The sequence below is a fragment of the Secundilactobacillus similis DSM 23365 = JCM 2765 genome (genome assembly GCF_001311075.1).
Classification (GTDB): Bacteria; Bacillota; Bacilli; order Lactobacillales; family Lactobacillaceae; genus Secundilactobacillus; species Secundilactobacillus similis.
Genome location: NZ_BBAD01000052.1, coordinates 1 through 22,214 on the forward strand (window position 1 = coordinate 1; position 22,214 = coordinate 22,214).

The 22,214-nt window shown below is 48.6% G+C and carries 20 protein-coding genes and 1 pseudogene; 14 read left to right on the top strand and 7 right to left on the bottom strand.

The features are described from left to right. Positions 1-2,371: Ig-like domain-containing protein (locus JCM2765_RS11145; protein WP_156301776.1), on the top strand; the 2,371-nt coding region annotated here is incomplete at its 5' end. 498 nt (positions 2,372-2,869) lie between these two features. Beyond that, positions 2,870-3,562 carry an EAL domain-containing protein gene (locus JCM2765_RS11150; RefSeq protein WP_054736811.1) on the top strand — a complete coding sequence of 231 codons (693 nt, stop codon included), beginning with the start codon at positions 2,870-2,872 and terminating at the stop codon, positions 3,560-3,562. A gap of 117 nt (positions 3,563-3,679) precedes the next feature. On the opposite strand, the gene yaaA is transcribed toward JCM2765_RS11150, so the two are convergent. Then, a complete protein-coding gene (gene yaaA, locus JCM2765_RS11155; RefSeq protein ID WP_054736813.1) occupies positions 3,680-4,423 on the bottom strand; it encodes a peroxide stress protein YaaA in 744 nt (247 codons plus the stop codon). 136 nt (positions 4,424-4,559) lie between these two features. Between yaaA and JCM2765_RS11160 the strand changes: the two genes are divergently transcribed. After that, on the top strand, positions 4,560-4,925 hold the full coding sequence (locus JCM2765_RS11160; RefSeq protein WP_054736815.1) for a pyridoxamine 5'-phosphate oxidase family protein: 366 nt from the start codon (positions 4,560-4,562) through the stop codon (positions 4,923-4,925). A gap of 262 nt (positions 4,926-5,187) precedes the next feature. On the opposite strand, the gene JCM2765_RS11165 is transcribed toward JCM2765_RS11160, so the two are convergent. Then, complete coding sequence (locus JCM2765_RS11165; protein ID WP_054736817.1) at positions 5,188-5,763, bottom strand: hypothetical protein; 576 nt, start codon at positions 5,761-5,763, stop codon at positions 5,188-5,190. A gap of 147 nt (positions 5,764-5,910) precedes the next feature. On the opposite strand from JCM2765_RS11165, the gene JCM2765_RS11170 reads away from it, so the two are divergent. Continuing rightward, a complete protein-coding gene (locus JCM2765_RS11170) occupies positions 5,911-7,080 on the top strand; it encodes a GGDEF domain-containing protein (RefSeq protein WP_054736819.1) in 1,170 nt (389 codons plus the stop codon). Between the two features lie 120 nt (positions 7,081-7,200). On the opposite strand, the gene JCM2765_RS11175 is transcribed toward JCM2765_RS11170, so the two are convergent. The 4 genes from JCM2765_RS11175 to JCM2765_RS11190 all read right to left on the bottom strand — a co-directional run bounded on the left by JCM2765_RS11175 (position 7,201) and on the right by JCM2765_RS11190 (position 12,812). Then, entirely contained in the window at positions 7,201-7,863 is a 663-nt protein-coding gene (locus tag JCM2765_RS11175) for an EAL domain-containing protein (RefSeq protein ID WP_054736821.1), read from the bottom strand. 140 nt (positions 7,864-8,003) lie between these two features. Continuing rightward, positions 8,004-10,016, bottom strand: a complete 2,013-nt coding sequence (locus JCM2765_RS11180) for a mucin-binding protein (RefSeq protein WP_054736823.1) — start codon at positions 10,014-10,016, stop codon at positions 8,004-8,006. Between the two features lie 14 nt (positions 10,017-10,030). Beyond that, complete coding sequence (locus tag JCM2765_RS11185) at positions 10,031-11,512, bottom strand: hypothetical protein (RefSeq protein ID WP_054736824.1); 1,482 nt, start codon at positions 11,510-11,512, stop codon at positions 10,031-10,033. Between the two features lie 538 nt (positions 11,513-12,050). Then, positions 12,051-12,812 (bottom strand): FAD:protein FMN transferase, encoded by a 762-nt coding sequence (locus tag JCM2765_RS11190; protein WP_054736826.1) that lies wholly within the window; start codon positions 12,810-12,812, stop codon positions 12,051-12,053. Positions 12,813-12,994: 182 nt separating this feature from the next. On the opposite strand from JCM2765_RS11190, the gene JCM2765_RS11195 reads away from it, so the two are divergent. The 3 genes and pseudogenes from JCM2765_RS11195 (at position 12,995) to JCM2765_RS11205 (ending at position 16,184) form a co-directional block, all read left to right on the top strand. Continuing rightward, entirely contained in the window at positions 12,995-13,966 is a 972-nt protein-coding gene (locus tag JCM2765_RS11195; RefSeq protein WP_054736829.1) for a quinone oxidoreductase family protein, read from the top strand. Between the two features lie 66 nt (positions 13,967-14,032). Further along, positions 14,033-15,072: pseudogene (locus tag JCM2765_RS11200) on the top strand (zinc-binding dehydrogenase). A gap of 308 nt (positions 15,073-15,380) precedes the next feature. Continuing rightward, positions 15,381-16,184: a TetR/AcrR family transcriptional regulator gene (locus tag JCM2765_RS11205; protein ID WP_054736830.1), complete on the top strand. Its 804-nt coding sequence runs from the start codon at positions 15,381-15,383 to the stop codon at positions 16,182-16,184. 45 nt (positions 16,185-16,229) lie between these two features. Here JCM2765_RS11205 and JCM2765_RS11210 read toward each other — a convergent pair whose 3' ends face one another. Beyond that, positions 16,230-17,150, bottom strand: a complete 921-nt coding sequence (locus JCM2765_RS11210; protein WP_054736832.1) for a DegV family protein — start codon at positions 17,148-17,150, stop codon at positions 16,230-16,232. Positions 17,151-17,802: 652 nt separating this feature from the next. Here JCM2765_RS11210 and cobA point away from each other — a divergent pair. The 7 genes from cobA (at position 17,803) to JCM2765_RS11240 (ending at position 22,178) form a co-directional block, all read left to right on the top strand. Next, positions 17,803-18,687, top strand: coding sequence for a uroporphyrinogen-III C-methyltransferase (gene cobA, locus JCM2765_RS18275; protein WP_054736834.1), 885 nt, complete (start codon positions 17,803-17,805; stop codon positions 18,685-18,687). Next, positions 18,684-19,229 carry a uroporphyrinogen-III synthase gene (locus JCM2765_RS18280; RefSeq protein ID WP_054736836.1) on the top strand — a complete coding sequence of 182 codons (546 nt, stop codon included), beginning with the start codon at positions 18,684-18,686 and terminating at the stop codon, positions 19,227-19,229. The genes cobA and JCM2765_RS18280 overlap by 4 nt, the downstream gene beginning before the upstream one ends. 275 nt (positions 19,230-19,504) lie before the next feature. Then, positions 19,505-20,257: an energy-coupling factor ABC transporter permease gene (locus JCM2765_RS11225; RefSeq protein WP_082405103.1), complete on the top strand. Its 753-nt coding sequence runs from the start codon at positions 19,505-19,507 to the stop codon at positions 20,255-20,257. Then, the gene (locus JCM2765_RS11230; RefSeq protein ID WP_054736837.1) at positions 20,254-20,601 is read left to right on the top strand and encodes an energy-coupling factor ABC transporter substrate-binding protein; all 348 of its coding nucleotides are present in this window, start codon (positions 20,254-20,256) and stop codon (positions 20,599-20,601) included. Before JCM2765_RS11225 ends, JCM2765_RS11230 begins: the two co-directional genes overlap by 4 nt. A 21-nt stretch (positions 20,602-20,622) precedes the next feature. Then, on the top strand, positions 20,623-20,967 hold the full coding sequence (locus JCM2765_RS18285; protein WP_225352080.1) for an energy-coupling factor transporter transmembrane component T family protein: 345 nt from the start codon (positions 20,623-20,625) through the stop codon (positions 20,965-20,967). Beyond that, positions 20,943-21,296 carry a CbiQ family ECF transporter T component gene (locus JCM2765_RS18290; RefSeq protein ID WP_225352081.1) on the top strand — a complete coding sequence of 118 codons (354 nt, stop codon included), beginning with the start codon at positions 20,943-20,945 and terminating at the stop codon, positions 21,294-21,296. Before JCM2765_RS18285 ends, JCM2765_RS18290 begins: the two co-directional genes overlap by 25 nt. A gap of 15 nt (positions 21,297-21,311) precedes the next feature. Continuing rightward, the gene (locus JCM2765_RS11240) at positions 21,312-22,178 is read left to right on the top strand and encodes an energy-coupling factor ABC transporter ATP-binding protein (RefSeq protein ID WP_054736838.1); all 867 of its coding nucleotides are present in this window, start codon (positions 21,312-21,314) and stop codon (positions 22,176-22,178) included. Positions 22,179-22,214: the final 36 nt, after the last annotated feature.

A 22,214-nucleotide genomic window follows, 5' to 3' on the forward strand; every position in this document is an offset into this window, starting at 1 on the left:
AACGACGGTAACGGGTACGACAGAGCCAGGCAACACAGTGGTAGTCACTGACGAATCTGGCAAGGAATACCCAGCCGAAGTTGACGATAACGGTAACTACACGGTCGATGTCCCAGTGGATGCCGATGGTGGCAAGTTGACGGTCAAGACGACTGACACGGACGGTAACAGCAAGAGTACCGAAGTAGATGTTGCGGGTACGCCAGCATTAACGGCTGACCCAGCCAAGAACATTGATGGCACGACAACGGTAACGGGTACGACAAAACCAGGTAACACAGTAGTTGTAACTGATGAAGCCGGCAAGGAATACCCAGCCACGGTTGACGATAACGGTAACTACACGGTCGATGTCCCAGTGGATGCCGATGGTGGCAAGTTGACGGTCAAGACGACTGACACGGACGGTAACATCAAGAGTACCGAAGTAGATGTTGCGGGTACGCCAGCATTAACGACTGACCCAGCCAAGAACATTGATGGCACGACAACGGTAACGGGTACGACAAAACCAGGTAACACAGTAGTTGTAACTGATGAAGCCGGCAAGGAATACCCAGCCACGGTTGACGATAACGGTAACTATACGGTCGATGTCCCAGTAGATGCCGATGGTGGCAAGTTGACGGTCAAAACGACTGACACGGATGGTAACAGTAAGAGTACCGAAGTAGATGTCGCGGGTACGCCAGCGTTAACGACGAACCCAGCCAAGAACATCGATGGCACAACGACGGTAACGGGCAAGACAGAGCCTGGCAACACAGTTGTTGTGACTGATGAAGCCGGCAAGGAATATCCAGCAACAGTTGACGATAACGGTAACTACACGGTCGACGTTCCAGTAGATGCCGATGGTGGTAAGTTAACGGTCAAGACGACTGACACGGATGGTAACAGTAAGAGTACCGAAGTAGATGTCGCCGGGACCCCTGCCTTGACCACTAACCCAGTAACGAACGACAACGGTACGGCAACGATTGGTGGGACAACCACCCCAGGTAACACGGTTGTCATCACTGATGAAGCCGGCAAGGAATACCCAGCCACAGTTGACGATAACGGCAACTACACGGTCGATGTCCCAGTGGATGCCGATGGTGGTAAGTTAACGGTCAAGACGACCGATACGGATGGTAACAGTAAGAGTACCGAAGTCGATGTTGCCGGCACGCCAACCTTAACCACTGATCCAGCCAAGAATACGGATGGCACGACGACAATCAGCGGGACAACGACACCGGGTAACACAGTGGTTGTTACCGATGAAGCCGGCAACCAGTATCCAGCCACAGTTGACGACAACGGCAACTACACGGTTGATGTGCCAACGGGTACAGATGGCGGTAAGCTGACGATTACGACGACCGATAAGGATGGTAACAGCGCTGCAACTGAAGTTACGGTAGCTGGTGTTCCAACAATCACAACGAGTCCAGCGGTAAATACCAACGGCGCTACGACGATCAGCGGAACGACCACTCCTGGCGCAACTGTCACGGTAACGGATGCTAACGGTAACGTCCACACGGTTGTCGCCGACGATGCCGGTGCATTTACACTACCAAACGTGGTTGTTTCTACCGATGGTGGCGAGTTGACGGTGGCGGTTACGGATGCTGCTGGCAACCACAGTGAAGTTAAGGTGACGGTTCCTGCAGCGCCAGCACTGACGTTGCCTGATGGGACTAACTACAACGGCACTGCCACGGTGACTGGGACGACCACGCCGGGTGCTACGGTGACAATCACCGATGGCAATGGCACGAGTCACACGGTAACCGCCGGGACGGATGGTAAATTCACGTTTACGAACTTACCAGTAAGCATGAGCGCTTCTAAGTTAGCCGTGATGGTAACGGACGCTAACGGCAATACGACGCAAGGAACAGTTGCTATTCCGGTTGCCACGGTACCGGCAGCGCCTGACGATGCAACAACTGATGGTGATGCAAACGCGACAACGGGTACCACGCCAAATGCAACTACGACCGACCAAGCTAACGATACGACCGTTAAGTCAGGCAAGACCACTTCAGCAACCAAGAGTGGTCAAACTGTTAAGACAACGGGTCAAGGTAACGACAGTGAAGCCACGTTGAACAACACGGTTGAAGCTGATACGGTTGATAGCACATCAACTGGACGGTCAACCGGAGTAACGACTAAGGCCAACGCCACTGCAACCGCAACCGATGAGTTACAATCACAATCGGATGCGAACGCTACGACTGATGCCGATGGTCAAGCAACGCTTCCACAAACTAGCGATGATCAAACGCAAACGAGTGGTTTGATTGGCCTTGGGTTAGCTAGCTTATTAGCAGCCTTGGGTTTAGCTGGCAAACGGCGTCGGAAGGATGAGAAGTAATATCATTTGATGACAACTAAGTGTTAAAGGACGCAAAAAGTGAAGGCCCTGCGGATTTCGATTCGGAATCCAGCGGGGCCTTTACTTTTTTGTTATTTGAGGAATCAAGCGATTGTATATTACTGAAAAACCGTGAAAGTGTTGCGAGTATTATATTATGATAGTTAATTAACGATACGCCAAACATTATGAAGCTAATATAAATGATGATGATAATAGATTACTTAAATACAAACGAAATTTGAATGAATAGCCTAATCGTTCGGGTGTGAAATGATAACTGTAAAGAGACAGTGAAATTAAAATCGATTGATTATGCATAAATTTTGCTACAAAAAGGCATATACGAGGACGTTTATACAATAATTCGGTTAAATAACGGCGACTAGTCATAAAATGACGGTTGTAACCGGTTACGATAAAAAGTATAATTTTAGTGTAGAATTGGTGAAATCTAACAAAACTCATTCGTAGTGAGCCGTTAAGGGGTGAAGTGCGGTGTTCACTTTTTTTGGACAGTCAAAGTTTTCGATGACTGAGGGGCAGGAGCTGGCAATCGGGTACGAACTGTTTATTCGTGAGTATCGTGACGGCCATTGGATCCTCCCAGAGGATTTTGAAGCCATTTCAGCGACGACGTTGGAATCGCTACTATTAAGATCGTTACAAATTTTACCAGCAGAAACGACGCTCTTGTCGTTTAATCTTGAACAGACGCAGTTTATTGATCCACAGTATGCGGAGATGGTTGCGCGCGTTCAAGCACAGACGTCGATTCGGTTGTTTACCGAATTAACGGAACGGAATAGTCCAACGGTCACGGCAGACCAACTGATTTGCGCCAGTCAGTATTTTAAACATCTCGGGTTGCTGGTTTGCGTTGATGATGTTGGGACTGGTGATAATCAAACCAATCTGGTGATGCAATTAGATGATTACGTTGACGAGTACAAGTTTGCCCTGCAAAACTTGCGGCCATTTAACGACATCAAAGCGGTTGAGCCGGCGCTAAAATACTGGTATGAGCTAGCCGCATCACACCATAAAGTGTTGGCGATTGAAGGGGTCGAAACGGCTGCCGAATTAGACTTTGTGCAACAGTACTATCCCTGTGATATTATTCAAGGCTATTACATTGGCCGACCGGTGAAGCTGTTTGATCCGGTTGCTGAGAAGCATGAACAACGCTAAATTCAATTAGTTGCGGATGCTTACGATTCTGGGTGGCCTTGGTTTGCGGTTCATATAATAAACGACATCAGGATTCCGTAAGCTTCGGAAGTCGTGATGTCGTTTATTTGTGTGTGATCAGTTGTGAATAAAGACTAAGTGATTCTCGGTTGAGGTCGCTTCATCGAACCGGTAGTCGGGATGATCAAACTGAGTCACCTCGGCAACGTCATTGACTTGATGTTCCGCCATGAAGCGGACCATTTCACCACGCGCCATTTTGGCGAGAGTGGCCTTAGTTTTTAATTTACCATCAACGAGACTGCCGAAAACAACGTCGACTAAGCGTTCACCTGGTTTTAAATACGGCCGAATTGCCTTAGCATACTCCTGTGACGCAAGGTTGAGTACGGGACCTTCGTTGAAGTTTAGCGACTGGTAAAGGCGATCACCCCAGAAGGCGTATAGGTTTGGTGTGCCGTTGACGGATAGTACCGACTGCATTTCGAGCCGGTAAGGAACCACGCCATCGAAGGGACGGAGGATCCCGTAAAAGCCGGAGAGAATGCGCAAGTTGTCCTGAACGTAGTCGAGGGCTGGCGCCGTGAAGAGGTCGGGGGCCATGTACTGGTACTGGATGCCGGTATAGCTGAGAAGCGCTGGCGTTTGATGGTCGTTAAGTGCCATTTGCTGCAACCATTGGTAGTTGGGGCGTGCAAGCTTGTCGCTGCAGTGCCAAAGGGTCTTGGCCGCCTCATAATCAAACTGGCGTAAGACGTCTAAAATTTGTTGTGTTTCAGCTAAATACTGCGGTTGGCTCGACACCGCAAACGTGTCAGTATCGATCACCATTTTCTTAGCGGGCGCGATAATCATTTTCAAAGTAGGTCACCTCAATTTATATAAAATTATAATATAAAATAGTCTGTTTTTTAATCGTTTTATATTGCTATATTTGATATACTGAAAGGGTACTGATGTTCGTTTGGTACAAACATTGGAAAGAAGGCATTTTTAGATGAACGAAAAATTTGAAGAAGTACTCAAACATGAAGGTGTTGTGACAATCGTAACGATCAACGCAGCACCAGCTAGCATCGTGAACACTTGGATGTCCTACTTAACGGTCAAGGACGGCTACTTGTTGGCCCCCGCAGCCGGCATGCGCAGTATCGAACACGACTTTGAAGCGGATAACACCGTGACGTTAACGTTAGGCACTAAAGAAGTTGAAGGCACCCAAGGTCCAGGCGCCGGTTTCCACATTCACGGCAAGGGCAGCTTCATCGAAGACGGTGCCGAATTCGACGCCATGAAGGCCAAGTTCCCGTGGGTGCGTAAGGTGCTGAAAGTGGAAATTGGGGATGTGGAACAAAAGATTTAGAGTGCGGAACAAGGCGATTAGAGAGCGGCGTGTAAGGTGACTTCAGTGAAAGCGCCCGGTTTTTGGGCGGTTTTACTGAAGTCACCTTACACATAGCGCTCTGCCTTGTGGAGTAGGTTTCGGCTCGAGGACAGAAAAGCAGTTCATCGATATCAACAAAGAAATACCACAATCTAAAACCGCACATAGCAAACTTAAAACCTCAAAAACAGATGATGCCAACCCATCACCTGTTTTTTAACGCCACGCACACCAACAAACACTACTTCCCCGAAACACGCTCCGCCAACAACCGCAGATTCTCAAACGACAACACATTCCGAGTAATCCAATTCAGGTGACTCTCATACCGCTTAGCCTCAGTTCGCAACTGCGTCTTCACCCGAGCGGAGGGCGCACCGTTAAACTGTTGATGCGTCAGCAATAACTTACTGCCACTACTATTCAAATCATAGGCATTCGTCAACTGAGCCGCACCCTGGCGAACACTAATATGAACGGTTTGAGCTTTGTAGCGATACTGCAACTGCGCTTTGGCATTGGTTGTCTGAAAAGTCAGGGCGGCAACCCGGTGGCTAGCAGAATTTCGAGGCGTTGTTAGTGCCAATTGAAAATGAACCGGTTGGCTGCCAGTTGCGGATTTGGGCACTGTAATTTGATTTTTAAATGGCGTGATGCGGGCGGTACCAATCACGATGCTGCTTTCGGCGGGATGTTGTTGCTTAAAGGCGCTTAGCTGATGATGGCGAGAGTAAGTTTGCCAGCCCCACAGCGCTAAAACGACGATTAAAAGCGCACCGAGAAAGCCCAGTAATTTACGACGAGAAAAGTGTGACAAGATGGGAACCTCCTTGAAGCATTTATCCTTAATTATACACTGGGACGTGAAGTGTTTGGAAAGATTAGGTTATCTTACCATCGGTTATATGGTATGCTAAACGTTGTGAGTAAGTGCTCAATTTCATAAGCAAAGGAACATTAATCTATGAGTTTTCAATTAGTGGCGGTTTCCTACGTGTCCACCGTGGTGACGAATATCATCGTGTTGTTGGGCTTGATCTCCGTATTTATCTGGATCAAGGAACAGTCTAAAAATGAATTTATTTTAAAACACCGAACAGCTTGTCAAATTATGTTTGGGATTATTGTCATGCTCTTTTTGTTCGGTGAATCTTGGTCAAACTTCTTTCTATCCAAGGAGTTTGTGGGGATGCACTGGTCGTACATGAACCTGGAAATTATTGCGTTGTACGGGTTAACGATGCAAGTTCGCTCTAAGTGGCAATTAGGAACAACACTAGTTTTAACCACGCTATGGCTATCGAGCGCGATGAGTACGTTTAATGCGGTGGCGTTCGGGTTATTCTTGGTGCTAGTACTGGTCGAAATTGGGATTCATCAATTTGCGAAACAGATATTTGAATTGCGATGGGTCAATGCCGTGGCGTTTGTGACTGTTACGGCGCTTGTTTTAAGAATTGCTGCGTTAACGTTACCAGGACAAGATGTTGAATCTTGGGTTCGACAACTGGTCGCAATGTTAATTCTATCGGTTGTGAGTTATGAGTATAGTCGTGGATTAAGCAAGATGACGGCAACGTCAATGCTCTTTGAACACGAAGCGAAGTACGATAGTTTGACGGGATTACGTAATTTTCGCATGTTTAGCAGTGACCTCGAAGCGCGGTTCATCCAGTTTCGGCAATCTGGTAAACGTTATGCGATCTATGCGATGGACGTTGATCACTTTAAGCATATCAATGATACCTATGGTCATTTAATGGGGAACACGGTTTTGAAGCAAATCGCTGCGTGTATTGAGGACGTGGTTGCTAAACTCCCTTATGAAGCAAGTCTTTATCGAACCGGTGGCGAGGAGTTTACGATTATTTTGCAGGCGATTGCCGAAGATTCAAGCGAAGCCGAGCGCATTTCGCGCCACATTCAAGATAGTGTGAGTCAGTTAACGTTTCAGTTCGACCAAGGCGCGCCGTTTTCCTGCACCGTTTCGATGGGTGAGGAGCGGGTGCAGTCGAACGACAAAACGGCTTTGGATGCGTTTAAACGGGCTGATAAATTCTTGTATACCTCTAAGCATAACGGGCGTAACGCCATTACATTACGAGGTAAAACCTTACAGCGGCAGGCTGAATGATCACCAATAGATTACAAAAATTAAAAAACGGTTTATCACTGAGGTTAGTCGGTGATAAACGTTTTTGTATACTGAGGTCGGGTGGTCAACTTGCCGTTAAGTTAGTGGATAACCCAACCGTTAGATTTCTAGAAGACTTGGTTTGCCCAAGTAGTACCCCTGCACAATATCACAGGGAAAGTACTGTTGTAAAAATTCAAGTTCTTCCTTAGATTCAATTCCTTCAATTACCAGCGTCTTACATAACTTGCTAGCCTGCGCGTACCAATACTTAATTTGTGGCACAACCGCTTGGATCGTTTTGAAGGGGCGAAGGTTTTGGAGCGCGAATTTGTACTCGTCTACGTATTCGTCAAGCTTCCCCACTAGGCTTGGGGTGTTGTACGCCGTCCCAACATCATCAATGCAGACGAGTAGGCCAAGCCGTTCGAACCGTTCTGCAGCTTCGAACAATTGCTCATCGGTTACATTAGGATTCTTGCGTTCGGTCAACTCGGTGTAGATGTTGATACTGGTCGTTGCTTGAATCCGTGCGACCATTGCTGCAAACTCGGGATCCACAAACTGATTTTGTTCTAGGTTAAAGGACAATAGGGTCGTCGTGGTCGGTAGCTTTTGAACCGTTTTGTTGAGTAGCGTTTCAATCGTCGCAGATGTGATCGTGTCAAAGTTATCTGGTAAGGTCCACCGATCACCTTGATATTCACGGATGAATAATTCGTAACCGATGGCGGTTTTTGAATCAGCCAAAGCGAACTTTGGCTGGCCGTAGAATGTGTACATCGTTCTGATTCACCTCTCAACTTAGTTAGACAATGAAAAAACACGTGTTTGCGCAAAATTAGGTGGAAGTTCACGCCCAATTGATCGCTGCCACGTGGTTTTTTCGATCCAGATTGGATAAGTATTTTACGTTCGGCGGGTCAACTTACGGGATAACCAAAGTTGATTTTGCCGGAAATGCTGACAAAGAACGCGCCCAATTGGGAATGAATCAGGCTATCGTCACTGAGTGTGCCAGCAGCACTACTTAAAATCGCATCCGTGTCATCCATGACGGCGGGTTGCGATGCAACGCGTTCTAGTTTCTTGGCCTTGAGCCGAGTCCGATGGTGCGTCGTGGTTGCTGGCGCTGGTGTAGCACCGGACTGATGAGGCGTGGTTTCCGTCACAGTTGTTTGAGAACGGGGTGTTTGTTGGGACTGAGCAGTTGTCCCAACTGGATTAGCAGATTGTGCCTGTTGACGCATGAGGACTTTGTAGACCCCAGGTGTCGATTGGAACTGAGCGTCGCCGTTCGTGCCATTACTGGTCACGTAGTACCCTTGTTGCTGAAGATTAGCCATGTACTGGTACGTGTCAAAGGGGATGTCCTCCCCGATGGTACCGGTAAAGGCTTCACTTGCAATCGGCCGACCAGTTTCCGCGTTAATGTAAAGCACGGTAGCGAGGCCGGTTCGTGGGGTAGCTGTAGAGACCGTGACTGGCGTTTGACGGTCAGACGACGTTGTTGACTGGGTAGTTGTCGATCCAGAGGTAGTCACTGCTTTGGGAGTCGTCGGCTGAGCGGGCCGGGCGACCGGATTAGACGTCGTTGAGCGAAACGACGTCGTTAGCGTGGTGACTAAATCAGGAGTGACAGGGAGTGTGCCAGTTGTGAGCGTTGGAAAGGTTGTGTTGATCAATTGAGACACAACGGGTAACGGCTCACTAGCCGTTGTGTGGGTTGAGGAACTCACACTCGGGGTTGTTTCTGAACTAGTGGTCACGTGGGTGGCACTAGTCGTTGCAGTATCGCTTCCCGAATTGGAGCGATTCGAGGAGCTGCTACCGGTCGTCTCGTTGGCTGACGAGGTCGTGGTCGACTCACTGGCAGAAGTTGATGTGGTGGTTTCGGAATGACTATTGGAGGTAGTCGATTCGGAACCGGTATCAGCGCCACTGTTGGTGTTGGCGTTAGTTGCCGTTGATGATGATCCGGATTCACTAGTCGTTGACTCGGAGCTGCTACCCGTTGTGGTGCCACCGTTGCCGTGCGACGAATCAGTCGTTGTGGGATTAGGTGTTAGGGTAACGTGACCAGTAACGTTGGTATCGAGACTGTAGTACATCCCGTTATGCGTTGCCGTAATTTGGTTGAGCTGTGCCAAAACGGCTTGAACGTGGGTCAAACCGGTATCGGAGAGTCGATACGAGTAAGTCCCGGCCTTCGTGTCATCGTGAGTCAACACGATGTCAGAAGCTTTGAGTTGGTAGGTGCCGAAAACCCGTTGATCGGAATCAACTAAGTTAACGGTTTGGCCGACAAGGTGAGTTAACGCGCTTTGACGATCAGCCTGAGTATTAATCGTTGGCAGAACGATCTGGAGTGGTTCTGCAACGAACGGCAAGCTGAGGGCGTCAAAGCCGGTTAACTCAGTCATATGGTGGTTGACGTTAATGTAGGCGGGGTTACCGTCTTGCATGTAACGGCGGTGAGCTTCCAGTAGGATATGGTTCGGGATGATGATGGCAGCATAGGATTTACCGTCGATCGTCACGTGACGAACTTTGTCGTGGTAATAAGAAGTCCCGTTAGCCGTTTCGCTAAGCCAAAACTTAACGAAGCTAAAGTCATCGCTAGTATCAACTAACCCAATGTACTGACTACGCTGACTGATCACAAGTTGATGATTGCTAAGTTGTTTTGCGTGAGTTAAATAGGCGTGAATGTGGTCGTTGCTGTTGGTCAATGAAACCGTGGTGTCACGTTGCAGTGAGTCTGTTAATGCATCCAAGGTAAATGGATCAGCATCTGACACTTGCGTTGACGTCACAGTTGTCGTTGATGGCACTGGGTCAGCTTGTACTTGAGGCGTTTTGATTAAGTTATTCAGGAGTAGGAGGCTGAGCGTCGCCCCGATACCGCTGATCACTTGACTAGGTTTAACTTGCATAACGGAAACCTCCTTTACGATTCCGACCAGTCATGTCCCGGAAAGAGAGTTGTAAGCCGCGCCTGCTTCTGAGCAAGAATCAGGTCCGCTAGATCCGACCAATCTTGTGGGGTGGGGGGATCTAACCAAATGACTTGTGGCTGTGATACTTTTGGTGCGTGGAAATCGGAGATGTAGATGTCAGTGGCTTCAGTGAGTTGATGTTGAACCACAATGTGGGCGTGATTGAAACCTTCTAGGGAACGGATGACGTAGTTTGCATAAAGCACGCCTTCCGAGAAGTCAACGCAGACATAGATGCGATCCTTCATCGCCTCGGTAGGGATGGTATTGATCATGGCAAACATGTAGCTAAAGTACAGGTTCACCACCATCTGAGGACTGAAACGAAAAGCAGAAGTTTGCCGCAACTGCTTAATGAAATCGCGAATCAACAGATCGAAAATCGGGTAGAGCTCCCGGAAAAAATCAATCTGGTTCGGACTGATAAAGGTCGTTGGTTCCACGTAAAACGTGGTGAATTGCAGGTTGACCCGTAACAGTTGGCCAGTCAAATCAAGGTGATTGAGCGGCACCGTGTCTTCCATGAAGTGTTGGTCCTTAATAAAGTCAACGAATTGTTGGGTAATCTTGGCAGCCAGTGGGAACGCGGCGGTGATTGTGGCGTCGTTAAGTTCGATAAAGCCCTGGGTGAGCAAGAAACTGTACACGTAATCTTGTTCAGCCTCGGACAGCGCGATGTCTGAGGGCAGAACGGTTTGAAGTTGCTTGAAGAGTGCGTGGTAGGTTTCGTCACGAAGGTTATCGGCTAACTCAACGGCTTGAATCGTCGCTTGGTTGCGTAACCGAAGCAACCAGATCTTGAGGAGCGTGCTGAGCTTAACTTCCTGAGTGGGTGAGAGAGACTCACTAAAGAAGGGGACGCACGCATCCATCAAGCGCTGGACTGAGTCATCAAGTTCGGGAAAGGGGGCTTTGATACCAGAAAAGGTGGTGTAGTAGAGTTGGAAAAGTCGTAAGCGAATCACGAACTCTTCGCTCTGCGCCACGCCAGCGATATCGTAAAACCCTTCATCTTCATAGGCCTGTTTCAGTTGTTTGGCGTACCGGAAAAATACCGGCTTCGTAATGAAGTGGGCGTCCCTGTAATCGGCCGCCGTCTGAATCTGGTCGTAGAAGAATTGGAACTCAAACACTGGATAACCAGTTGCCCGTTTTAGATACATCAGCGTCACTTTCTGGACGATGTAAGTGGTCAAATGATGAGCATGAAAAACCCCTTTAACGGCTTCATCAAGATAACAGGGTTGATCGTCAGAAACGGCAGCTAAGTCTTCGTTGATTGATTCAAAGTATTTATTAAGGTGGAAATTAGTAATGTCATAGTCCGTCAGCAGTGTTTGCCGGTCGATCGTTGGAACTGATAGCTGCGAAAATTGACGTAACATGGCAAGACAGATTCGGTCATTCTTGTTTAATAAGAAGTCAAAGTACATCGCGATTCTCCTTACAAATAACATAAGTGTAGTTGTCCGCTGAGCGACGAATAACGAACGCTTACGTTAATGTAAGCATACCGTGAATTCGGGGCGAGCGGGGGTTCATTTTTTTGTTGTTTTTTTGAATTCGAGATACTCATTGTTAAATGAGGTTAAATTAGGGTTTCTTAGCCTTATTATACACATGTCGGGCGCGACTTATAACAGTAAGGCGATTATCGGTTGATAAGTAAATTAGTGTGCGGAGCGAGACGGGTTGAGAGCAGTGTGTAAGGCGAGTCCGGTGAAGGCGCCCGGGCCTGGCGGGTTTACCGGACTCGCCTTACATGCAGCTCTCAGTCTCGCGCAGCACCATTCGGCGTGGTGGCCAGAAAGCGCTGGTTTTCATGCGGCTTTGGCAAGCGAAGCGACGACAAACAGCCTTCACCCAAAATCCACCCAATGCTTACGCTGGACACAGACGATAGCAACTAACTACAACAAAAAAGCCCTCAAACGCGATTAATCACGCTTGAGACTAAGGTCATTATTGAGATTATAGTTCAATTTCGGTCATATTCTGATCCACCAACAATCCGTTTGCCTCATGAGTCTCCGAAAAAGCAAGAAACGCCTCTTTACCCATTGCGACTGCTGCTAAGGCAAGAACGTCGGCTTCAATCAAGTTATCCGAAATGATGGTAGCCTGCTCTAAAGTTGCGTCAAAGCCCTTAAGGCTGATGTGGTTGCCTTGGGGCCCAATGCCAGAAGTGGCCACGGCACCGTTTTGAATGTCGAGTTGATAGATCATACGCTCGCTATCGTTGGGGTCGCCGATGCCGATGTTCCAGATAAAGTCGGAACCATCCATGACGCCAAATCGCATGTCGCCGGCGCCGTTGAGTACGGCGGCGGTGACGCGTTGGTGACGAATAAGTGGTGCGAGGTAGGCGTTGAAGGCCTGCTCGATTGCCCAGCCTTTGACCATCCCGGTCGGATCGTATTTACCACTATAGTATGGATCAAATGCGCCATCAGTGGTTTCTTCGGCTTTAGTGGCAAGGTCGAGGACTTCCTTAAACTGTTCGGTGTACTCACCTTCTGCGAGTTCACCCCGTTGAAAACGACTGACGAGAGAAGTGGGTTTAAACGCCGAGAAGTCCTGATCGACTTGTTTTAGGAAGGCACCAACTTGGTCAACGACTGCACCGGGATTAGGCATGGCGTCGGCTTGTTTGGGGTCCAACACGAGGGTGAGGACGAAGGGGAGTGACATGGCAGTTAAGTTGTAGGTTTTAATGGTATTTGTCGTAATCATAAGCGGAACCTCCGATTTCAGTTCAGGGATATCAGCCTTGGCTGATTCAATAACCATACTATAATCGCTGGAGCTTAACGGGAACTTAAGTGGAAGTTAAGAAAGGGTAACGGTGGTCGGTAGTTGCGAAGGGGTAAAGTGTTACACTAAGATTAACGATAATTAATAGGAGATGACTAGCGATGCAGGCAGCAATTTTTCCCACCTTGGGCGGACCTGAGGTGATTCGGCTGGCAACGATTCCTGAACCTACCGTGGGACCGAATGACGTTTTGGTCCAGGTGTTAGCGGTGGCGGTTAATCATGTGGATACATTTGTTCGAAGCGGTGGCTTTAAAACGGCGTTAGCTGACCCGCACGTGGTGGGCCGGGATATGGTTGGTACGGTTTTGCAGTGTGGTTCGGCGGTGACGCAGTTTACGGTTGGCCAGCAAGTTTGGACGAATTCGATGGGCTATGATGGTCGTCCCGGCGTTACCAGTGACCAAGTTGCGGTACCGGTTGAGCGGCTTTATCCGGTACCTGCGGGCGTTGACCCGATTCAATTAGTCGCGGCCGTGCATTCCGCGGCAACAGCTAGTATCGTTTTAAATGCTGAAATGCATGCACGGACTGGCGAGACGTTGTTGGTCGAAGGGGCAGCGGGGCACGTTGGTCGGAAGTTTGTGGCCCTTGGTAAAGTAATGGGATTACACGTGATCACAACCTCAGCACCGCGAGATTTTGCCCAGCTACGGCAGTTGGGCAGTGATCAGTGCTTGGACTACCACGCTGATTTAGCGGATGGTGTCGCAGAACTAGTCGATCACGTGGTCGATACCTCCGGACAGGTTGCGTTACAGGATAATTTGGCGTTGCTGGCTGAAGCTGGAGATGTGACGTTGATTACGGCACCGGCGGACAACCAGTTTCAGTTTGCGGTGCGGCAGTTCTATACGAGTCGCCAACGGCTAAATGGATTTGTGATCAGCCACGCGACACAGGAAGAATTGGCAACCGCCGCTGCACAGTTGAATACTTGTTTTGCTGAAGGTAAGTTGCTGGAAGACACGGTGTTGTTAAAATCCTTTGTGGATGCCGCCTGGGCCCATCAAGCGTTAGCCGATGGAACGGTTCACCGTCAAAAAATCGTGTTAACGCCAACGCAAAAATAGGGTTGACTTGGAGTGGACTCAAACGTTTATACTGATGTTGAATGAGCTAAAAAGGAGTGGAATTTAATGAAGAAAACAATTTTTGAAACGGCTGGGAAAGTTGCGATTGAAGACGTTGAAAAGCCAACGGTTCAAGCGCCAGATGACGTGATTATTCACGTGGTCCGGACCTGCGTCTGTGGGTCAGACCTGTGGGCTTACCGCGGCTTAGAGGATAAGGCGGACCATTCGGAAAACACCGGGCACGAAGCTATCGGAATCGTTGAATCAGTTGGATCAGATATCACCACGGTCGTTCCTGGCGACTTTGTGATCGCACCATTTACTCACGGTTGTGGCCACTGTGCAGCTTGCCGCGCTGGCTTTGATGGCGATTGCCAAAGTCACCAAGATAACTTTAGTAACGGCGTTCAGGGCGAGTACATTCGCTTCCAACACGGTGAATGGGCCTTGATCAAGATTCCTGGCCAACCAAGTGATTACAGTGAAGAAATGCTGAAGTCACTCTTGAGTTTGGCTGATGTAATGGCAACGGTTACCACGCCGCTCGGGTAGCGAACGTGCACACCGGCGACACGGTTGTTGTCGTGGGCGACGGTGCCGTTGGCTTATGTGGTGTGATTGCGGCTAAGATGCGTGGCGCCAAGCGAATCATCGCGATGAGCCGTCATGAAGACCGGCAACAATTGGCTACCGAATTCGGTGCCACCGATATTGTTGCTGAACGGGGCGATGAAGCCGTAGCTAAAGTGCTCGAACTGACTAATGGTGATGGTGCGGATGCCGTCTTAGAATGTGTCGGGACGGAACAATCTAACGATACTGCCATGAAGGTTGGTCGGCCAGGCGCTATCGTTGGTCGGGTGGGCTTACCACACGAACCTAAGATGGACATGACCCCATCGTTCTACAACAACATTACGATTGCCGGCGGACCAGCTTCCGTTACGACTTACGACAAGCAAAGTTTGTTGAAGGCCGTTTTGGATGGTGATATTCATCCTGGGAAGGTCTTTACGAAGTCGTTTGACTTGGATGATATCGATGATGCTTATCAGGCAATGACGAAGCGGGAAGCAATTAAGGCTTACGTGGTTGTTGAATAATTGAATCTAGTTTTGAAAACGGGTGCTGACTTGAACGAGTTGGTGCCTGTTTTTTTGCTGTCGATTGTGTCCAGTGTAAGTGTGCGGAGCGAGACGGGTTGAGAGCAGTGTGCAAGGCGAGTCCGGTGAAGGCGCCCGGGCCTGGCGGGTTTACCGGACTCGCCTTGCATGCAGCTCTCAGTCTCGCGCAGCACCATTCGGCGTGGTGGCCAGAAAGCGCGTGGTTGACAAGTTTCTGAAACTTCAAGAACCCTGAAAATAACAGTTTAAGTGGCGCCGAATTTCGTAGCCTGAACGAGCGCTTTTCGATGCGGCTTTGGCGGGCGAAGCGACGCCAAACAGCCGGCACCCAAATCGCACTCAACACTTACACTAGACACAAACGACAGCAAAATCACAGCGATAGCGTTGACGCCGTTCAAATTACAACGGATAATAAGACTAATCAATTTGAACGAGGAGTGACAGGCGTGCAACCACCAGTATTTACCAGTTATCAAAACTGGCTTAATGAACAAAAGATGCCCAATGGCAAGCGGGCGGCGTTGTTGTCTGCCTTAGCGTTGTTTTCAAAGCAGGGTTATGATGGGACGTCAACGATGGCGATTGCCGAGCACGCTGGGATTAGTCAGGCGACGATTTTTAAGTATTTTAAAACGAAGCAGGACTTGTTAAATGCGATTCTATTACCGATTATTAGCAATCTGTTGCCGGGATACCGGGAAGATTTCTTTTCCTCCGTTCCGGAAAACGGGTCGTTACGCGATATCATTAGCTTTTTCGTGCGTGACCGTTACGCGTTTATTCAGCAAAACAGTGATGCGATGATGATTGCATTCACCCAAATGTTGACCAGTGAAACGGTTCGGAATCGGGTACGCGATTTTATGACGGAAACTAGTCCGATGTATATGCAGAGTCTGGTCGTTCGAATTAAGCAAACCGGTGAGTTACGAGATGATCTAACGCCGTTAGCACTGTTTCGAACAGTTGTTGGGCAGGTATTCACCTACTTCTTGCAGCGGGAAAAAATAGCGCCGGATTTACCAGTTGATGAGGATGCTGATTTAGACTTATTGACAACGTTGATCGTAGCAGCAATTAGTAAATAAAAAACTAGCTTCGGATAAAGTATCCGAGGCTAGTTTTTTGTGTCATTATTTAGCAGAAGTCAACGTCCGCTGTTCCAACAATTGCGCTGTCATTGCCTGCCAATCATAGGCCCAAGCAATGCCCAGAACGCCAGAACCGGTGTGACAACCGATTGCGGGACCGATGAAACTACTATCAAAGGTCATCGCGGGGAAGGTGGCTTCTAGATGGGAGAGCCAGTCAGCCTTCGCCTCAGCGTAGTTGCCATCAAAGACGACGGCACGGTAAGGGTATTTTTGCGCCGCTGAATCGGTTAACGTGGTGTCGATATCGGTTTGAATGTGAGCCAACGCGCGTTTTTCGGTCCGTTCCTTAGCCATTGGCCGAATTTCGCCAGTTTCGTGGGTGTCCATTTCAAGTACGGGACAAACGTGAAAGAGGCTGGCCAGCAAGCGTTCAGCACCATTGATGCGGCCGGTTTTCTGTAGGTGTCGCAGGTCTTGAACAACGAACTCAATGGTCATGGAGTCACGCAATTCGGTCAATGCGGTTAAGATGGTCGGCGCGTCAAAATCATGGTCGGCCAAACTCAGCGCCAGGTGCACTAACAAATTGTTGCCACCGGCAGTGCTCTTGGTATCAAAGAGGTGCACGTGTGGCGTGTCGCGGTCATCAAATTCATGAAGGACACTCGCAAATGAACTAATACCAGCGGACATCGGAATGATGATGGCATCGTCAAATCCTTGTGCTGTCAGCTGACTAAGAAGCCGGTCAATCTCACCCATGCTAGGCATGGAAGTGGTTGGTGCTTCGGCGGTTTGTGCCAGTTGTGCGAAGAAAGTGTCCGGTTGAAGGTCAACCATATCGGCATAAGTATGTCCCTGCCATAAAACGGGAACGGGCAAGACAAATAGGTTTGAAGCTTGTTGAATCGTATCAGGATCTAAATAAGCAGTACTATCCGTAATAATTGCGATGGACATGAATCGGTGTCCTCCTTGGAAATAATGGAATGATAAATTAACGGGTGATAGCAATAAAGCCGTTCATTATAGTAGGCTTTTTGGTGGATGGAGTCAAGTAGTTGAGAGAGTGTGGAACAAAATGGTTAGAGAGCGGAGCCTAAGGCGACTTGGGTGAAAGCGCCCGGGTTTGGCGGTTTTACCAAGTCGCCTTAGGTGCAGCTCTCTGTTTTGTGGAACACGTTTAGGCTCGAGGACAGCAACGCACAGAATATTAACCGCAATTAAACTCAGCAGAGCACCATCTCTCATCTTCACCACAAAATTCTACCAATCACCAAGAAATAAACTACCAAACCAAACAACCCTAACGCAAAAAAACGCTAATTAGATGAAAAATAGCCAAATCAACCATTCCAATCCTATCAATTTTAATAGTCGAGTTTCATAAGTTCCCGGTAAATCTGGGGTTTCTATGGTCTTCACACAATAATTCTTCCGAAGAAAGTGTGCTAGTCGGCGTCAAGATAGAACATATTTACGCGGGTTTAAAAATCGGTTCAATAAAATTGTTAGGCCTGTCACAAGCCATTGTGTGGTGAGAAAGCATCGGGTATTTTGGAAGAGAAGATAACTTGTAAGCGCACTCAAAAAGAGAAGGAGGTCAGTTGAGATGAGTGGATTAGTATCGTTAGTTGGTGCGGGTCCCGGTAACGCGGAGTGGTTGACGGTGCTTGGCCACCGGCGATTAAGTGCGGCTGATGTGATCATCTACGACCGCCTTGTGGATCCAGCATTACTGTCGCCATACACTGCCGATAAGATCAACGTCGGTCAGTTGCCGTACCGGCATAAGATCAGTCAAGCTGAGATCAACGAATTAATGGTCAACCTTGCCAAGAAGGGGCAGCGAGTCGTTCGGTTAAAGGCTGGGGATCCTAACGTGTTTGGTCGCGGTGGTGAAGAGGCGCAGTATTTAAAGGCACAACACGTTGCCTTTGAAGTTGTGCCGGGCTTGACCAGCGCAATTGCTGGTTTGGCGGCGGCTGGGATTCCAATTACATCGGATCAAGCAACCAGTTTTCACGTCATCACCGGCCATCGGCGGGCGAACGGTCAAACGTTAGACTGGGCAAACATTGCCCATCAAGAAGGGACGTTGGTGTTTGTGATGGGCATGGAAAATCTGGAAACCCTGACGACACAGTTGATTATCAACGGTATGCCGCGAGCCACGCCGGCCGCAGTTGTGCAGTGGGCAACCCAGTGGCGCCAACGGGCGATTGCGTCTGATTTAGGCCACCTCGTTAATGTTGTACAGCGAGGCAAGTTAGCGGCACCGGCGCTGATTGTTGTCGGGCAAGTCGTGAACTTTATGGGACGGTTGACACCAAAACCGCCATTGCAGGGGCTGCATTTACTCGTGCCCTACAAGGCTGGGTCCAAATTGTTCAGTGCGCTACAGGACGAAGGGGCATCGGTGAACTGCTTTGATCGACGCATTAAGAACCCATTGCCGGTGCAGTTACCAGATTTGACGACGGGTGCACGCTGGTGATCACCGATTTCGCTGCGATGCCATTCTTCCTCCAACAGCTCCACACAAAGGGCTTGGACATCCGCGCATTAAGCAACTGGAAGCTGTTGGCGATGAACCATATTGTCAAATACCGCCTACAGACCCTCGGCCTCATGGCGGACGGCTTGTATGATCCGCAACGAATCGATCCGCGCCGGCCAATCGTGTTGATTGGTGAACAGGAGCGGTTAGCAACCTACCACGTACCCGTGAAGGTGACCTACTTACCCACTTACGAAAGTGTGGCCGTGGATCAACCGTTGAACCTCAAAGAGTTTCACGGTGTGGTGTTCCCGAGTTCACAGTCGGTGGCGGACCTCTATCTCAGCTGCGGCGAGTTTATGCGCGCTGAGCTCCGGCACATGCCGTGTTTCGCAATGGGACAGGTTGTGGCGGATGAGTGTCAGAAACTGGGACTCCGCCATGTGATTTTGGTCAATCCAAGTTACGATAGCGTGATTCAAACCGTTAAGAAAACGCTGCGGTCCGTCGATGATGGCGCGCAAACGCAACTTAGTTAAAACTAATTTCATTAAAGGAGGTGGTGCTACCAATCATTGTCTACCACTGGATCTGATTTCAAGTGACTTAACCAAATTATCCCCCTATATCTGCACCACAGGGAGTCCCATTCAGCTAACGAGGACTTGGTATACAAGCCCGTGAGTTGCGTGCCCTGTGGCCTCAAAGGTACCGGTATCTTAGCAATTATTCAAAGTTAGGGTTAGGTTAAGTCGATTGAAGTTCGATTTAAGTGTTATATCAGCTAAATTAATTATTAAAGGAGCGCACTGTAATGAAGCAATTCATTAAAACTTATTTGCCGAAAACCAGCGCAATTGCACTGTTTGCTTCGGCAGCCTACTTTTTTCTCTACCCGCGTGATGCACACGCCATGCATATTATGGAAGGAATGCTGCCGCCAAAGTGGTGTATCTTCTGGTTTGCGGTAAGTGCCCCGTTCTTCATCTATGGGTTATACCGGATGCATAAAATCGTCCGGTCAACGGAACAAAATGCCAAGGTCATGTTGGCCTTGTGCGGCGCCTTCGTCTTCGTGTTGTCATCACTGAAGATGCCTTCCGTCACCGGTTCATCGTCTCACCCAACCGGGGTTGGCCTTGGGACCGTGATGTTTGGTCCCGGTGTGATGGCCGTGTTAGGGGTCATCGTGCTCTTGTTCCAAGCACTGTTGTTGGCGCACGGCGGATTAACCACGTTAGGCGCCAACTGTTTTTCAATGACGATCGTTGGCCCATTTGTTGGCTTTGCCGTTTATAAAATTTGCCGGGCGTTCAAAGTTAGTCGTAGTATTTCGCTCTTCTTGTGTGCGATGTTAGCCGACTGGTCAACCTACGTCACGACATCGTTCCAGTTAGCCGTCGTGTTTCCCGATCCAAATACCGGGGTTGGCGGGGCGGTTATCAAATTTCTCAGCATCTACGCCGTTACGCAGATTCCACTGGCAATTGCTGAAGGGTTCTTGACCGTCATCGTTTACAACTTAGTTATCAGTAACAATCTATGGAAGGAGACGGCGCTTCAATGAAAGCAACTAAACCGAAAAACCGAACTCGCCAAAACATTATTCTGTTGATTCTCGTACTGATCTTGGTCATCGCGCCATTTATCGTTGCTAGCAACGGTGCATTTGGTGGGAGTGATGATCAAGGGACTGAGCAAATCAAGAAAAACGACCCAAGTTACAAAGTTTGGGCACACCCGCTTTGGACACCACCTTCGGGTGAAATCGAAAGCTTGCTCTTTACGGTTCAAGGCAGTTTTGGTACTGGGGTCATCTGTTACTTCCTTGGGAACGCGCATGGTAAGAAGAAGGAACAAGAACGCGCGAAACGAGCAAGTGATGAACAGACTACGATTCAAGGTCAATAAAATTGAAATCAGGTGTCGACCATGTTAACGATTGATAAATACGCTTATCAGAATCGTTTGATTGATTGGTCGCCGCGATTAAAGGGGCTTTTGTGGTTGATTGGGATGGTATTAGCCTTTCAACCGATCCAGCTCATTAAAGTCGCGTTGATCATTGGTGTTGCGGGCTGGACCTTGTACGTTGCCCGGATGTCGTTTCACCAGTACATTAAATGGTTTTACGCGATTCTCCCCTTTATCCTTCTGAGCATTATTGGGATCATCTTCACGATGTCGTCAGACCCGCACGCAATTTACTATCCCGTTCGGTTATTTGGCAATTACTTTGGCGTTTCAGTAGCATGTTACCGAAGGGGTTGCGGCTAGGACTTCAAGTCTTCGCTGCTGTAATCTGCACGTATTGGTTCGCACTGACCACGCCATTCCAACAAATCATCATCACGCTTAAGGCCATCCACTTACCCAAGTTGTTGATTGAGGAAACCATGTTGATGTACCGCTTCATCTTTATCTTCATCGATGCCTTCGAACAAATCTACCGCGCCCAAAAGCTGCGGTTAGGGTACAGTACGTTTCGCCTGTCCCTGCATTCAGCGGGTATTTTAGCGAAAATGCTGTTTGAACAAGTCATCATTAACTACGAAGCCATGGTGCACGCGTTGGATGCCAAATTGTATACCGGTGAATTTAAATAAAGGACGGCGAGCACTGTGATTGAACTCAAACACCTCAGTTTTGGGTATGAGGAAAATAAACCTATTTTAAAGGATATCTCGTTGAAGTTGGGTGATCAGGGCAACGTGATTGGTTTTATCGGCCCCAACGGCACCGGGAAATCCACGCTATTTCTCAACTTGGTCGGCATGCTGAAGCCCACATCTGGTGAAATCTTAGTTGACGATCAGCCAGTTGCTTATACCAAGAAGGCGCTCAACAAATTGCGTCAAAAAATCGGGATCGTGTTTCAAAATTCTGACCAGCAGATTTTCTACTCGATCGTGAAAGACGACATTGCGTTTGCGCTGCATAACTTGAATGTACCGCAGGACGAAATTGACCAGCGGGTGGACCGAGTGTTAGCCGAACTGGATATCACCAAGTTGAAAAACCGGCCGATTCAGTACCTCAGTGGTGGTCAGAAAAAACGGGTCGCCATTGCGGGTATCTTGGTTCTTCGTTCCGAATGGTTACTGTTAGATGAACCGACCGCCGGGCTTGATCCCGATGGCAAGCACCGGATGGTCGCGTTGATCAAACAGTTGATTGCTAACGGTCAAAAGATCATTTTATCGAGCCACGATATGGACTTCATGTATGAGGTTTGCGATTACTTCTATATCTTGCGACAAGGGACCGTGGTGAAATCTGGTAAGAAGGAATCCGTCTTCTTGGACGAACAACTTCTGCTGGACAGCAAACTTGACCAACCTTGGCTGGTGCAGCTCCACCAAAAGTTACACTTACCCCTGTATCCAACCAAGGAAGCCTTGTTCAACGATCAGGTGTTACAAGCACGGTTAACTACCAATGCGAAGACACCCGTGTCGTTGCCTAAGGTTAGTGAAAAAACCGACTGATTGCCAGTCGGTTTTTTGTCGTTTAAAGGACTGTCA

What these genes read in the sequence shown, in the direction of transcription:
- JCM2765_RS11190 (WP_054736826.1), bottom strand. Translation starts at nt 12,812, where the DNA reads ATGATTACGACAAATACCATTAAAACCTACAACTTAACTGCCATGTCA.
- cobA (WP_054736834.1), top strand. Translation starts at nt 17,803, where the DNA reads ATGAGTGGATTAGTATCGTTAGTTGGTGCGGGTCCCGGTAACGCGGAG.
- JCM2765_RS11210 (WP_054736832.1), bottom strand. Translation starts at nt 17,150, where the DNA reads ATGTCCATCGCAATTATTACGGATAGTACTGCTTATTTAGATCCTGAT.
- JCM2765_RS11180 (WP_054736823.1), bottom strand. Translation starts at nt 10,016, where the DNA reads ATGCAAGTTAAACCTAGTCAAGTGATCAGCGGTATCGGGGCGACGCTC.
- JCM2765_RS11170 (WP_054736819.1), top strand. Translation starts at nt 5,911, where the DNA reads ATGAGTTTTCAATTAGTGGCGGTTTCCTACGTGTCCACCGTGGTGACG.
- JCM2765_RS11225 (WP_082405103.1), top strand. Translation starts at nt 19,505, where the DNA reads ATGAAGCAATTCATTAAAACTTATTTGCCGAAAACCAGCGCAATTGCA.
- JCM2765_RS18290 (WP_225352081.1), top strand. Translation starts at nt 20,943, where the DNA reads ATGTTACCGAAGGGGTTGCGGCTAGGACTTCAAGTCTTCGCTGCTGTA.
- JCM2765_RS11175 (WP_054736821.1), bottom strand. Translation starts at nt 7,863, where the DNA reads ATGTACACATTCTACGGCCAGCCAAAGTTCGCTTTGGCTGATTCAAAA.
- JCM2765_RS11195 (WP_054736829.1), top strand. Translation starts at nt 12,995, where the DNA reads ATGCAGGCAGCAATTTTTCCCACCTTGGGCGGACCTGAGGTGATTCGG.
- JCM2765_RS11185 (WP_054736824.1), bottom strand. Translation starts at nt 11,512, where the DNA reads ATGTACTTTGACTTCTTATTAAACAAGAATGACCGAATCTGTCTTGCC.
- JCM2765_RS11205 (WP_054736830.1), top strand. Translation starts at nt 15,381, where the DNA reads ATGCGGCTTTGGCGGGCGAAGCGACGCCAAACAGCCGGCACCCAAATC.
- JCM2765_RS11230 (WP_054736837.1), top strand. Translation starts at nt 20,254, where the DNA reads ATGAAAGCAACTAAACCGAAAAACCGAACTCGCCAAAACATTATTCTG.
- JCM2765_RS11160 (WP_054736815.1), top strand. Translation starts at nt 4,560, where the DNA reads ATGAACGAAAAATTTGAAGAAGTACTCAAACATGAAGGTGTTGTGACA.
- JCM2765_RS18285 (WP_225352080.1), top strand. Translation starts at nt 20,623, where the DNA reads ATGTTAACGATTGATAAATACGCTTATCAGAATCGTTTGATTGATTGG.